The following is a 14165-nucleotide window of genomic DNA, read 5'->3' on the forward strand; positions in this document are numbered from 1 at the left end:
ATGAAAAGGGCGTCGAAGGGTCAATTCGACGCCCTTTTTTATTAAGCGATAGGGCTTAATTTTCTAAAATTTATCAGACGTTAGAATAGCGCTGCGTTTAACCATAGGTGAACCAAGATACTGGCGATATAACCTAAGGCAATCACTGGGGTCCATTTTAGGTGGGCTGCAAAGGTATAGATACCGCGTGCTTGACCCATTAATGCGACGCCAGCTGCACTGCCGATAGAGAGCAAACTCCCCCCAACGCCTGCGGTAAGGGTCACTAATAACCATTGTCCCAGGCCCATATCTGGGTTCATGGTGAGTACTGCAAACATCACTGGAATATTATCGACAATAGCAGAGAGCACTCCCACGGCAATGTTGGCATAGGTGGTATCCCAATGGGTATACATGGCTTCAGAAACCAAGCTTAAATAACCCATAAACCCCAGACCGCCAACGCATAATACCACGCCATAGAAAAACAGGAGTGTGTCCCACTCAGCGCGAGCAATACGGCTAAAGACATCAAAGGGCACCACGTTACCCAGTTGTTCTAGGCGTTTAATGTTGTTTTCGCGCTCCGCTTTTTCACGGGCCTTAAGCACTGCTTTTGAGAAGCTTTTTCGCAGATAGAAACCGAAAAACTGCAAGAAACCCAAACCTGTCATCATGCCAAGTACCGGAGGTAAACCTAAAAAGGTGTGAGTGCAAACGGCTGTTGCTATGGTGAGTAAGAACAAAAGAACGACACGACGAGCACCGCGTTTCATTATCACCGCTTCCTCTTCAGTATGTTGCACTGTGTTCTTGATAAAGCAGTTCATGATCGCAGCAGGCACTAAGTAGTTAACCAGAGAGGGGATAAACAAGTCGATAAATTGCTCAAAGTGCACCACCCCTTTTTGCCATACCATCAAGGTGGTGATATCGCCAAAGGGGCTAAAGGCACCGCCAGCGTTGGCCGCAATGACAATATTGATACAGGCAAGGCCAATAAACTTCTTATTGTCGCCGCCCACTTTCATGACGACGGCACACATCAATAGGGCTGTGGTGAGGTTATCTGCGATGGGGGAGATGAAAAATGCCATAAAGCCAGTCAGCCAAAATACCGTTCGTAAACTAAAGCCGCGTCCTACCATCCAGGCACGTAATGCGTCGAACAGTTTACGTTCTTCCATGGCGTTGATATAGGTCATTGCGACTAAGAGAAACAACAGTAACTCAGCGTATTCAAGCAAGTTGTGTTTAAAAGCCGCCTCTGACAACGCTGACATGCCATGTTGCATATAGATAAAGCCAATAATGCCCCAGATAATCCCAGCTGCCACCAGTACGGGTTTGGACTTGCGTAGATGGAGTACTTCTTCACCCATAACCAGTACATAGGCGAGTACAAATACCACTAAGGCGACGTAGCCCGCTGCGGTCGCGGTTAAATCCAAGGTCTGGCTTGCAACAGCGGTGCTGGCAAAAACTGCCGGTGTGAATAGCGTTGTTAGGAGTAAAATCAGCGCGGTAAGTCGACTCGCTGAGTTACCTAGAGTGTGCCGAAGTGCGTTCATCAAGTGTTCTCTGTGTTAGAAACTGATCAGAAATTACCACAGCAGTCACCACTCAAATGTTGATGCGCCTCAAGTTTATGTGCATTAGCATCGTCTAAGTCACAAAAATGTTGTTAAAAACCACATTGTAAATAACGATTTACCTACAAAGTGGTAATAAATTTGTCTTGTTGCAGCTAGGAGTACCGCGGCTGTCGATAGTTCATGACAGGTTAAATTTCGCCAAAACGTCCCGCTTGATAGTCGCGTACGGCTTGCTCTATTTCAGTTTGAGTGTTCATGACAAATGGGCCCATGTGAACAATCTTCTCCCTGATAGGGTTACCTGCAAAAATAAGCAGTCCAGCGCCCTCATTACCTGCATTGAGGACAACAAGGCTTTGGCTATCTAACACCAAATATTGTCCTTGGTTAAACGACTGTGCGTGAGGTGCCGTGACTAAGTTGCCTTGGTAGATGTAGACAGCGACAAAGTCGCGATGGGCGAGGTTTAACTCCGCTTTTCCGTTTGCGGCTAACATGAGGTCTGCGATCATCGCATCACCAGCAAGCCCTTGGATAGGCGCACAAATGCTGTGCTCGCCGACAAAACGCCAATTACCCGCTAATGCCCGTAACGTGGCACCCGATTGATTGCGTGACTCAGGGTTTCCCTCTTCGGTGCTATCTTGATAGATGGCTGGGCGCATCTTCTCTTTGGCGGGCATATTGACCCAAATTTGAAAGCCATGCAGGCCATCGGTAGCATCGGCCAATGGCATTTCTGAATGCACCACGCCGCTGCCCGTGCTCATCCATTGCGTATCGGTTGCACGAATCGCTTTGACATTCCCCAGTTGATCTCTGTGTTCAAATCCCCCTTTACGGATATAAGTGAATGTCTCTATGCCACGGTGTGGGTGAGGGGGGAAGCCACCGATAAAATCTTGCTCATCATCGGATTTTATCTCATCGAGCATTAAGAAAGGATCGAACTTAGTATTTAAAAAGTCGGCCACACGATGAATGTTTACGCCATCACCATCCATAGCGGGTCTCGCGTTAAATTGACTAATAACGTGCATTAAGCACTCCTTTGAGCAGAAATAGTAAGTCAGATATTAATGGCTGATTCATGGCCAATCTCTAGCATAGCGACTTGATAGGTGAACAAAAATAGCTAAAAACTACTCATACCTTTCGATTAAATCGAATGATATTGTTACCCATATTTAGTCGAGGATATTGGTTTTAACTATTGTTTTTGCGACGGTTTATTGGCTTGTGTTAGTATCCGCGAGCGCTCAATGATAGACAGCTCATCCCTGATGGGGCTAGAAGGGGGCAAAACTCAATAGGCTGTGCAACAAAAGGAGTATTGCACGATATGGATATCAATTCGCAACAGAGCGCGGCCAGTGCGCCAGTGAAACGTTTTCCACAACTGGATAATCGTGAGTTGGTCAAAACCAGTTTTTGGATTAGCCAAGTATTTATGATTATCGCTACCATTGTCGGCGTTTATTTGGCGGCGCAAGAGGGCTTGTCACAGGCGATCACATTTGACAATTTGACTAACAAGCAAAACAACTACTATCTACGCCACGCGCTATATGATGAGCTTAATGACAACGTCAGCATTATCAATGACTATGCGGATTTTATTTCAGGTAAAGCGCCTTACGATATCAAGAGTCACCACCCGACCATGGCAAACTTTGTGTGGGATAATATGCGTTACTCACCCAATACGTTAGAGACGCCGTCACAAATTTTGTCTGATACTCGCCGCTTTTATATGCAAGCCTCTGAGATAGTGAGTAAGGTTGAGGCGCGCGTGTACGGCGCTAAATATGGAGGCGGTTTGCTTAAAGCATTGACGCAAGAGGTGAGCGAAAACACCTTACCGGCCTTGAAAGCTAACTACAGTGCGTTAGCGAATGAGTTGAAGCGCCATGAGATTTATGTGGAGTAATGGTTTGGCTACAAAAAAGCGTACAAGCATAATATTAACCATCACAGAGTAAAAGGACTTAAATCGATGACAATGAGTTGTCCAGGTTGCCATAAGGGAGTAATGAAGGTCTATGATTTTCATGGTGAAGAGGTCGATAACTGCCAAACCTGTGGTGGTATGTGGTTTGAAAACGGCGAGTTAAATGGCGCACTATCAACCGCTGATAATGGTAATGATAAGGTCAGAATTGAGGAGACCTTAGGCCAACATTTGGGGGCATCGGCACGCCGCTGTCATCATTGTGATTGCACCATGGAACACTATCACCTGATGGATGGTTACCAGATTGAGGTGGATGTCTGCCATCAATGTAGTGGTATCTGGATTGATGAGCATGAGAGACAAAAAGTGGTGCAATCGCCTTTAGTTAAGCAGCTTCTGGCCGACCTCGATGCCAAGATCAGCGTAAAGACTTGGGTGTTTCAATTTCTGTCGCAGATGCCAATAGAGTTCAATATCAAACCTAAAACGCGCCCCCTTGTTACCTATTTACTGCTGGCACTCAATATTTTGATCTTTATGGGGTATGGCTTTAACGGCGATAATACCGATTGGGTATTTGAACAGTTTGCTATGCAGTCGAGCGATCTGTTGGCGGGCCATCATCCTTGGTCATTGTTCAGTCACATGTTTCTTCATGGTGATTTGATGCATCTAGCAGGCAACATGTACTTTTTATATGTAGTGGGGGACAACCTTGAAGATGCACTGGGACGGATGCGTTTTCTGGGTTGGTATCTGCTATGTGGTATAGCGGCAGCAGCAACGCAAATAGCCGCAGACCCAACATCGAGTATCTATATGGTGGGTGCCAGCGGCGCAATTGCAGGGCTATTTGGTATGTACCTGGTGTGGTTTCGTCATGCGAGCCTCACCTTCATGTTTGTCATTTACCAAAAGAAACTTAGCCCAATGGCATTTTTTGCCATCTGGTTAGGCTTTAATATTCTAGGCTTGGTCACTGCGGGACAAGGTGTTGCTTACTGGGCGCATATCGGTGGCTTCGTTACTGGCTTAGTGCTTGGTGTCACGATGAAGTCGCAAGTAATGGCGAGCAATCCCTTGTTGGCCATGTTGAATGAACCTGAAGTTAAAATCGCTCGCTAATGGCTGACTAAATCGATAGTGGTTGAAAGCGCCTGTGGGCGCTTTTTTGTGCTTGTAGTTTGCCTTGTAGTAATGGGCTATTACCTCGTGTCATCGCTGGTGGGTAAAGTAGCTTGGATAGTATTTAACTGACAGGGAGTGAATGATGGCTAACGTACTCATTATTGCGGGTGATTTTGTCGAAGATTACGAGTTAATGGTGCCGTTTCAGGCGTTGCAGATGGTGGGGCATCAAGTGACTGTAGTGTGTCCAGATAAAATGGCTGGTGAAACAGTGAAGACCGCAATCCACGATTTTGAAGGTGACCAGACCTACACAGAAAAGCCTGGGCATCTTTTTAGTCTAAATGGTGCCTTTGCTGAGGTGTCAGCAACAGATTTTGATGGGTTACTCATACCGGGTGGCCGATCGCCAGAATACTTGCGGTTAAATGCCACGGTAATAGAGCTCGTACAGGCTTTTGCCGACAGCAATAAGCCGATAGCAGCAGTGTGTCATGGTGCTCAAATTCTCACTGCGGCAAATGTTGTCAAAGGTAAGCGAGTATCAGCTTATCCTGCTTGCGCCCCCGAAGTGAGCCAAGCGGGTGGCGAGTATTGTGATATTGCGGTGACAGAAGCCATCACTGACGGCAACTTGGTGACCGCGCCTGCGTGGCCAGCGCATCCGGCTTGGTTAGCGCAATTTAATGCATTGCTGTAATACCATCATACAGGCGATGAAGGTCTAATTGCCTCGGCGCGCAAATAAGTTCAGGCTAGGCCTCTGTAATAAGCGGGGAGAAAATCATGTGTGAGATCTATTCCGGTGCCGAACCTGAACTATTTGCCCTTAAAACGCGCTCTATTCGCATAGATGGCGTTGTGACTAGCATTCGTTTAGAGGCCGTGTTTTGGCAAATTCTGCAACAGATCGCTGATGAAGCGGAGTTGACGATTGCTGAGTTCCTAACCCGTATTTACCGTGAAGTGCTGCTCAAAAATCGGCAAATGAGTAATTTCTCGTCGCTGTTAAGAGTCGCCTGTACCACGTACTTAAACCAAGGCACGCGCCTTGTCCTCGCTCAGCCGATATCAGATCTTGAGTCACTCACAACCTAAGCGAACAGATAGCGTTTTTTGGGGGGGAATATGCTTAATCCCCTTTGTTTGTGCGGGTTTAGCTTAGTGTTTCATCAGCAAATTACCGTCTCTTTCTTATACTGAATGGTATACAGTAGAGGGCATTGATTCTCGATGTACTTTCTTGACGACGGATATCCTCATGACACAGACGCCTATCGATCTTGGCTTAAACTTTGATAATAGCTATGCCAATCAGCTTGAAGGTTTTTATGTTGCCTGCCTAGGTGACGCCGCACCAACCCCTGCGTTGGTTAAGCTAAATACCTCCTTGGCTAAGCAGATAGGGTTAACTCAAAGTGAGCCCTCTTTGTTGGCAACCGCATTATCCGGTGGTCACGCCCCGCAGGGGAGTGCGCCGTTGGCACAGGTTTATGCTGGGCATCAGTTTGGCGGCTACAACCCGCAGCTAGGGGATGGCCGAGCCCTGCTATTGGGCGAGGTACTCGACAGCTCGGGTCAACGTTTGGATCTGCAATTAAAAGGTTCTGGTCCGACACAGTTTTCTCGTGGCGGTGACGGCAAAGCTGTGATTGGTGCGGTGCTAAGAGAGTATATTGTCAGCGAAGCGATGTATGCGCTGAATATTCCGACCACTAGGGCATTGGCTGCGGTGACTACGGGAGAAACGATTTTACGGGATAATCAACAGTTACCTGGGGCGGTACTAACACGTATGGCGTCGAGTCATCTGCGGGTCGGAACTTTTCAATACGTTGCAGCGCAGGGGGATCAAGACAAGGTCAAGCAACTGGCTGACTATGCCATTGCACGCCACTATCCTGAAGTGCAACAAAGCCAGCAAGTGTATTTAGACTTTCTTTGTGCCGTTCGCGATAAGCAGGCTGAACTGATCGCCAAATGGTTGCTGGTAGGGTTTGTGCATGGCGTCATGAATACCGACAATATGACCATCAGCGGTGAAACCATTGATTACGGCCCCTGTGCATTTATGGACGATTATGCCTCTTATGCACTGTTTAGCTCTATCGATAGAGAAGGGCGCTACGCTTATAATAATCAACCGGTTATTGGCCAATGGAACCTGGCACGTTTAGCTGAGACTTTGTTACCGCTGATTGATGATGAGCAGAGTGTGGCGATAGAGAAAGCAACGCAGGCAGTGACCGATTTTTGGCCACAGTTTAAGCATCACTGGATCACGGGCATGCGTGCCAAGCTAGGCCTCACGACACAAGAGCAAGGCGATGAGGCGTTAGCAGAGCAACTGTTTGAGTCTATGGAGGGAGAGCAGGTCGATTTTACTATGCTGTTTCGCCAATTAGCTACCGACCTTGAAACGGGGGCTAATGAGAGTGAAAACCTGTTTAGCCATGGTGAGAAATTTAACCAATGGCGTCAATCTTGGTTGGCGCGACTGGCTACAGAGCAATTATCGATTTCAGAGCGAGTTGTGCAGATGAACGCAGTTAATCCACTCTATATTGCGCGCAACCATCAAGTTGAAGCTGCCATTGAGGCCGCTCAGCGCGGTGATTATCAGCCTTTTGAAAAACTAACTGCGATATTGGCGAGCCCCTATACCGAACAAAAAGGTGCAGAAGCGTATGCAGGGCCTGCTCCAGCGAGTTTCGGTCCATTTGTGAGCTATTGCGGTACCTAAGTGGTGTGTGTTCCAGCTGAGTTGGTGGCATTAATGGGAAAGCCTTGGAACTAATGCAGGCCATCTTAAGTCATACGTTTGTACGTGATCACGACTAACTGGCATTTGCCTTTAACTTGGTTACAATATACACAATTTAAATCATGACAATCGCTTACCGAGGTGTAGATGGACAAAGCAAAGATTTTGGTTATTGATGATGACCCTGTTTGCACTGGCGTGCTATTGGCCATCTTAGGGGATGATTATGAGGTGGCTTCAGCCAATTCTGGCAGTGGTGCGATTGAGGTGCTGACCGCTATGCGGCCAAACCTGATTTTACTCGATATCACTATGCCCAATATCAATGGCTATCAGGTTATTAAGCATCTGAAGAGTGATAATTCAACCGCAACTATCCCAGTAATTGTGATCAGCTCACTCGTTGAGGAGTCGGATAAAGAGTTTGCCCTCAAATTGGGTGCCGATGACTATTTAACTAAGCCTATTCAGCCCAATGCAATACAAGCAATGTTGGATCAGTATCTAGCTGCTTAAGTTTGTTAATAAGTACCGTCGGGGCATAAATCCGACGGTGTTTGATGCGACTCTATACAATGTCTAACGCTAAAGCGTTAGCCGCGCTGAATCGTGATATCTGCAATATAGCCATGTTCAGTGGCCACTAACGCTTGCTTCAACATCCCTGCAGCTTCATCGGCCGACATAAAGCTTGAGGTGTCGAGCACCTTACCGCTACTGGGCCAAAAGCCTGTGTCCATGCCGCCGGGGTATACGGCGATAAGTTTCATGGGAGCGTCTTTTAACTCAAGCCGTATGGACTCGATAAAGCCGCGCACCGCCCATTTAGCCGCGCAGTAGGTGGACTCGCCTGCTTTGGCTGCCAGTGCTGCGGTAGACATCACTATCACTAGGTTGACCTCTTGATCTCTATAGCGTTTTACCAGTTCTCGCACTAGTAAGATGGTAGAAGTAACATTGTTGTTGAGCAGTTTTGTTATCTCATCGGCAGTTTGGTTTTCGATGGGGCCAAAATAACCACTGCCCGCACAGTGAATCACACTACTGGGTTGCTGGGGGACTTTATTGAGTAAGGAGATCACGCTGGTTTCACTGCTTAAATCGGCTGCGATGGCTTGGATATTTGTGGCACCATTACTGATTTGTTGTAGACGTGTCTGGTCGCGTCCGGTGATCACAACCGTTTGGCCATCTTGTGCATACAAGGCTGCTAATGCCGCACCTAAGCCACTGCTGGCGCCAGTAATTAATATCATGTTTATACCCGATTTTAATGCTCTGTTTTTGGCTATTATGCCTCAATATGATGGTTCTGTTCAGTTTGATGCTCAGGCTTGTGATCGAGATAAATCGTGGCAGTTAGAAATAACAACATTCCCCATCGAAGTTGTCGAAATACGTAGATAAAAGTGCTGTATAACCATCATAGCTGATGGCTAAGGCTCGGAGGGGCAGGTAAGCCCTGTTTGAGCCGTTTGCGATTTTTATGGGAGTATGAGGAGCCTAACTCATACATGTAACTTCGTTATGGGTGGCATGGGGAGATGCAAGAGAGGGCTGTTGATCCCCCTTCTTGCCCCAATGTGGAATGGACTTCCACGATTTTATCGGTCGTAAGACAGACTTAGACCGCGTTAGCGTAAGGTCGCTCCTGAATAATCAGAATCACTTCTTACTCTGGGTCATAATCCAATACTGGCGCTAACCAGCGTTCGGTTTCCTCAATACTCATTCCTTTACGTGCGGCATAATCTTCCACCTGATCGCGACCGATATTGGTCACACCAAAGTAGCGTGATTGTGGGTGGGCAAAGTACCAACCCGACACCGCAGCGGTGGGGAACATGGCGTAGCTTTCGGTGATATTAAGTCCAATAGTTTCATCTGGCTTGAGCAGGTCCCATAGCAAGCCCTTTTCGGTGTGATCTGGGCAAGCTGGGTAACCCGGTGCTGGGCGTATGCCCTTGTACTTTTCGCGAATTAGGGCCTCGTTGTCGAGTGCTTCATCAGCGGCATAGCCCCAGAACTCCTTACGGACTCGCTCATGCATACGCTCGGCGAACGCTTCGGCTAGACGGTCGGCTAAACATTTGAGCATGATGGCATTGTAGTCATCGTGGTTGGCTTCGAAACGGGCAATATGCTCGTCAATACCATGGCCCGCGGTGACGGCAAAACCGCCCATGTAGTCGGCAACGCCAGAGTCTTTAGGGGCGACAAAATCAGCTAGGCAGAAGTTGTCGTTACCCACTCTTTCTATTTGCATGCGTAGATGATGGGTGGTCAACTCAAGTTCGCTGCGGCTTTCATCGGTATAGAGCTCAATATCATCGTGGTTAACGGTATTGGCGGGGAACAGGCCGATAACCGCTTTGGCGGTAAGCCATTTTTCATCAATGATCTGCTTAAGCATGGCTTTGCCATCGGCAAATAGTTTGCGAGCTTCTTCACCGACGACCTTGTCTTCCAAGATTTTAGGGAAATGGCCATGCAGTTCCCAGCTACGGAAGAAAGGGGTCCAGTCGATACGCTCGACTAAGTCTTCCAATGGGTAGTCATCAAACACCTGACGTCCAAGCTGATTAGGTACACATGGTGTGTAGTTGGCCCAATCGTGTTGACAGCGGTTGTCACGTGCGGCTTGCAGCGAGGTGATCTGTTTGCGTTTCTCTTGCGAGTTACGCTTGTCGCGCATTATCTGGTATTCATCATAGGTGGCATCGATAGTGGCTTGGCGTGTCTCATTGCTGATCAGCTTTGATACCATAGGCACGGCCCGTGACGCGTCGGCGATATAGATGGCTCCGGTTGGAGCATGGGGCGCAATTTTTACTGCGGTATGAATTTTAGAGCAGGTCGCACCGCCAATGATTGAGGGGATGGTAAGCCCAGCTTTATGGAAGGCTTTAACGTTATGCACCATTTCGTCGAGACTGGGCGTGATCAATCCTGACATGCCGATGATATCGACATTCTCCGCCTTGGCGACTTCAATAATCTTCTCAACGGGCACCATCACCCCTAAGTCGATCACCTCATAGCCGTTACAAGCCAGCACCACGCCAACGATATTCTTACCTATGTCGTGTACGTCGCCTTTTACGGTGACCATTAAGATCTTACCGTTAGACTGACCTTCGACTTTCTCTAGCTCAATGTAGGGGTTTAAGTAAGCCACTGCTTTCTTCATTACACGGGCGGATTTTACCACTTGGGGCAGGAACATTTTACCTGATCCAAATAGATCGCCGACCACATTCATGCCATCCATGAGTGGGCCTTCAATCACATCCAGTGGCCGTGTCGCTTGTTGTCTGGCTTCTTCGGTGTCTTCATCGATATAGTCGGTAATGCCTTTAACTAGGGCATGAGCTAGACGTTTGCTCACTGCCCAGCTGCGCCATTCTAAATCCTCTTTCTTAGCCACTTGTCCGCCATCGCCACGGAATTTCTCCGCGACTTCTAGCAGTAATTCGGTGTTGGAGCTGTCGGCCACGGGGCAGGCTAGGTTTTGTACAATGGCCTCGACTTTCTCTTTCAGTTCGGCGTCGATGTCATCATAGATGGCAAGTTGACCAGCGTTAACAATACCCATATCCATGCCAGCTTGAATGGCATGATAGAGAAATACCGCATGAATGGCCTCTCGGACAGGGTTGTTACCACGGAAGGAGAACGACACATTTGATACACCGCCAGAGATCATGGCATGGGGCAAGGTGCGTTTGATCTCGGCTGTTGCTTCGATAAAGTCGACGGCGTAGTTGTCATGCTCGTCGATACCGGTGGCGATGGCAAAAATATTAGGATCGAAGATGATATCTTCAGGGGGGAACCCCACCTTGTGGACCAATACATTATAGGCGCGAGTACAGATCTCAACTTTACGTGCTTTTGTATCGGCCTGACCTTTTTCATCGAATGCCATGATGATGGCGGCTGCGCCATAGCGTTTAACCAGCTTGGCTTGCTTAATAAAACTCTCTTCACCCTCTTTTAGGGAGATAGAGTTAACGATACCTTTACCTTGAATGCATTTTAATCCTGCTTCAATCACCTCCCACTTAGAGGAGTCGATCATAATCGGCACTCGGCTGATATCTGGCTCAGAGGCGATAAGGTTGAGGAACTTCTGCATCACCTCGACGCCATCTAGCATGCCTTCATCCATATTGATGTCGATGATTTGCGCGCCGTTTTCTACCTGTTCACGGGCAACTGAAAGCGCTTCGTCGTATTCCCCTGTTTTAATCAGGCGTAAAAATTTGGCCGAGCCAGTGACGTTGGTTCGCTCACCCACGTTAACAAACAGCGAGCTGGCATCTATAGTCAGCGGCTCAAGTCCCGATAGGCGGCAAGCCACTGGAATATCGGGCAGTGCACGTGCTTGATGTGAAATGACCGCGTCTCGAATTACTTTTATATGAGCTGGCGTGGTACCACAGCAGCCGCCAATGATGTTAAGAAAGCCCTCTTGAGCCCATTCGGCAATGACCTCTGCCATCTCGTCGGGGCTTTCATCATAGCCACCAAATTCGTTTGGCAAACCTGCGTTAGGGTGCGCGGAGACATAGCATTCTGCAATTTTGGATAACTCTTGCACATAGGGACTGAGCTCTTGCGGGCCCAAGGCACAGTTAAGACCGATTGAAAGCGGTTTGACGTGGCGCAGTGAGTTGTAAAACGCCTCAGTGGTTTGTCCGGTTAGGGTGCGGCCTGAGGCATCGGTAATGGTGCCTGAGATCATGATAGGTAAACGCAGACCGATTTCATCAAATACGGTTTCAACGGCAAACAGTGCGGCTTTGGCGTTGAGAGTATCAAAAATGGTTTCAACCATGATGATATCTGAGCCACCCTCAATCAGTGCTTCAATCGATTCGATATAGGCCTCAACTAGTTCGTCAAAGCTGACATTTCGGTAGCCTGGGTCATTGACATCAGGGCTTATAGAACAGGTACGGTTGGTCGGGCCAAGGACGCCGGCAACATAACAGGGACGTCCCGTTTCTGTGCTGACTTCATCAGCTGCGGCGCGGGCAAGCCTTGCACCTTCAAGGTTAATTTCGGCCGATAACTCCTGCATGTCATAGTCAGCCATGGCGATACGCGTGGCGTTAAAGGTGTTGGTCTCGATGATATCGGCACCAGCAAGTAGGTACTCTTTATGGATACCCTTGATGATTTCAGGTTGCGTCAGCACCAGTAGATCGTTATTACCTTTGACATCGCTGGGCCAGTCTTTGAAACGTACGCCGCGGAAATCGGCCTCTTCAAGCTTATGATCTTGGATCATGGTGCCCATTGCGCCGTCGAGGATCAAAATTTGTGATTTGAGCTGCTCAAGGATCTGCGGTGCTATCTGTCTAACATGATTAACAGGGGTACGGGTCGCCATAAAATTCTACCTATTTCAACTAACTCACTGCTTAATTTACAGTGTAATAAGGATACTTTAACGCTTTCTATTTTTGGATGTATAAACGTATAGACGTCTATAATAAGCGACTTATTACGCTTAGGGCAAGTCAAAACAGTATAACCTTTGCGCATGATAAACCTAGGCTTGTTATAAGCCTGCGTATCTGCGCCAGTGCCTCATGTTTTGGTGAGTTGTTATGGGGGGAACGGTGTCGATGTGTGGCTGCTACGCTTAAAAACATACTGATTATATTGTGAATATTTTATTTTTCATCAAAAGCTCAATTGGTGAGCCTTGCTATGTTCGATTTGTTAAGCGTATCCTTCTAAAGACTTAGTCGTTAACGATATTGATTAATATGGCACAAACAACGCTGTACCTTATGCGTCATGGTGAGTGCGAAGGGGGCAACACCTTACGTGGTCATAGTGACGTGGCCTTGACTGAAATTGGTTTTGCACAGATGCAGTTGGCTTACGCCAAATTGCCTGAGATGGTCGATAGAGTCGTCAGTTCGCCACTGATGCGCTGTGCCAAATTCGCTCACTATATCGCACGAAAGCGAGATGTGAGTGTGTCGCTCGATGAGCGGTTAAAAGAGATCTATTTTGGTCGTTGGGATGGGCAAACGATCCCGAAACTTCATGCTGAACATGGTGCTGAATTAACGGCTTATTGGCAAAATCCTTGGCTGCATCCTTTGCCTGAAGGAGAACTGATGAGCACTTTTGAACAACGACTCGATGAGGTCGTTGAGCAGCTAGTCACTGAGCACTGCGAGGAGAAGCTACTGATTATTACTCATGGTGGTGTGATTCGACACTTGATGGCTAAAGCCTTAGGTGTTAGCCAAGCAGTGGGGTTCTATACTCAACTCAGCTTAGAATATGCCAGTGTGGTAAAAATTACTCATTTCAGAGATGGAGATGGAGCTTGTTACTGGCGACTTCATTGGGGAGAGTCAATCTAGGGCAGTGATTTACGCCGCTAGACTTGCCTCTCGTTTGAAATGTCGCATAATAGCCAGCAATTTAGGCATCAAGGTGAATACCTCATGCCGAGAGTGAAGGTGTTGAGAACCGTATCCTTTAAACAGGCGGATAACTCAAACTTAATAAGGGAATTGGGAGAGGTGAAAGCCTTGAGCCCAAACTGTGCCCGCAACTGTGAGTGCGTTAAGTAAGGCAGTGAGTGCCTTATTTCAACCACAAGTCAGGATACCTGCCTTACTCTATAGCCTAATGACTCAAGCGGGTGACTTGAGGGAGCTAATGATGAACCAGTTTGATGGACGTCACGACGTCCGTATTTATGCTTGTG

Annotated in this window: 11 protein-coding genes and 1 riboswitch; of the genes, 7 read left to right on the forward strand and 4 right to left on the reverse strand. The window is 47.7% G+C overall.

Annotated elements, in window-relative coordinates; genetic code table 11:
- Positions 1-80: 80 nt before the first annotated feature.
- Together nhaD and L876_RS0106725 are read right to left on the reverse strand one after the other, a co-directional pair.
- Positions 81-1553: a sodium:proton antiporter NhaD gene (gene nhaD / locus L876_RS0106720; protein ID WP_028763099.1), complete on the reverse strand. Its 1473-nt coding sequence runs from the start codon at positions 1551-1553 to the stop codon at positions 81-83.
- A 212-nt stretch (positions 1554-1765) separates the two neighbouring features.
- Positions 1766-2617 (reverse strand): pirin family protein, encoded by an 852-nt coding sequence (locus tag L876_RS0106725; protein WP_028763100.1) that lies wholly within the window; start codon positions 2615-2617, stop codon positions 1766-1768.
- A 302-nt stretch (positions 2618-2919) separates the two neighbouring features.
- Here L876_RS0106725 and L876_RS0106730 point away from each other — a divergent pair, with 302 nt between their 5' ends.
- From L876_RS0106730 to L876_RS0106755, 6 genes are all read left to right on the forward strand, one after another.
- On the forward strand, positions 2920-3507 hold the full coding sequence (locus tag L876_RS0106730) for a hypothetical protein (RefSeq protein WP_028763101.1): 588 nt from the start codon (positions 2920-2922) through the stop codon (positions 3505-3507).
- Between the two features lie 66 nt (positions 3508-3573).
- A complete protein-coding gene (locus tag L876_RS0106735) occupies positions 3574-4656 on the forward strand; it encodes a rhomboid family intramembrane serine protease (RefSeq protein WP_028763102.1) in 1083 nt (360 codons plus the stop codon).
- A gap of 145 nt (positions 4657-4801) precedes the next feature.
- A complete protein-coding gene (locus L876_RS0106740) occupies positions 4802-5359 on the forward strand; it encodes a DJ-1/PfpI family protein (protein WP_028763103.1) in 558 nt (185 codons plus the stop codon).
- 86 nt (positions 5360-5445) lie between these two features.
- The gene (locus L876_RS0106745) at positions 5446-5757 is read left to right on the forward strand and encodes a ribbon-helix-helix domain-containing protein (protein WP_028763104.1); all 312 of its coding nucleotides are present in this window, start codon (positions 5446-5448) and stop codon (positions 5755-5757) included.
- 163 nt (positions 5758-5920) lie between these two features.
- Positions 5921-7402 (forward strand): protein adenylyltransferase SelO, encoded by a 1482-nt coding sequence (locus tag L876_RS0106750; protein ID WP_028763105.1) that lies wholly within the window; start codon positions 5921-5923, stop codon positions 7400-7402.
- 168 nt (positions 7403-7570) lie between these two features.
- Positions 7571-7939, forward strand: coding sequence for a response regulator (locus L876_RS0106755; RefSeq protein WP_028763106.1), 369 nt, complete (start codon positions 7571-7573; stop codon positions 7937-7939).
- Positions 7940-8016: 77 nt separating this feature from the next.
- Here the strand turns inward: L876_RS0106755 and L876_RS0106760 are convergent, their stop codons facing one another.
- Together L876_RS0106760 and metH are read right to left on the reverse strand one after the other, a co-directional pair.
- The gene (locus L876_RS0106760) at positions 8017-8679 is read right to left on the reverse strand and encodes an SDR family NAD(P)-dependent oxidoreductase (RefSeq protein ID WP_028763107.1); all 663 of its coding nucleotides are present in this window, start codon (positions 8677-8679) and stop codon (positions 8017-8019) included.
- A gap of 416 nt (positions 8680-9095) precedes the next feature.
- Positions 9096-12821, reverse strand: coding sequence for a methionine synthase (gene metH / locus L876_RS0106770; RefSeq protein WP_028763108.1), 3726 nt, complete (start codon positions 12819-12821; stop codon positions 9096-9098).
- A 382-nt stretch (positions 12822-13203) separates the two neighbouring features.
- On the opposite strand from metH, the gene L876_RS0106775 reads away from it, so the two are divergent.
- A complete protein-coding gene (locus tag L876_RS0106775; RefSeq protein ID WP_028763109.1) occupies positions 13204-13815 on the forward strand; it encodes a histidine phosphatase family protein in 612 nt (203 codons plus the stop codon).
- Between the two features lie 80 nt (positions 13816-13895).
- Positions 13896-14088, forward strand: a riboswitch (cobalamin riboswitch).
- Positions 14089-14165: the final 77 nt, after the last annotated feature.

Origin of the sequence: Shewanella colwelliana ATCC 39565, from assembly GCF_000518705.1 — a bacterium.
Lineage (GTDB): Bacteria > Pseudomonadota > Gammaproteobacteria > Enterobacterales > Shewanellaceae > Shewanella > Shewanella colwelliana.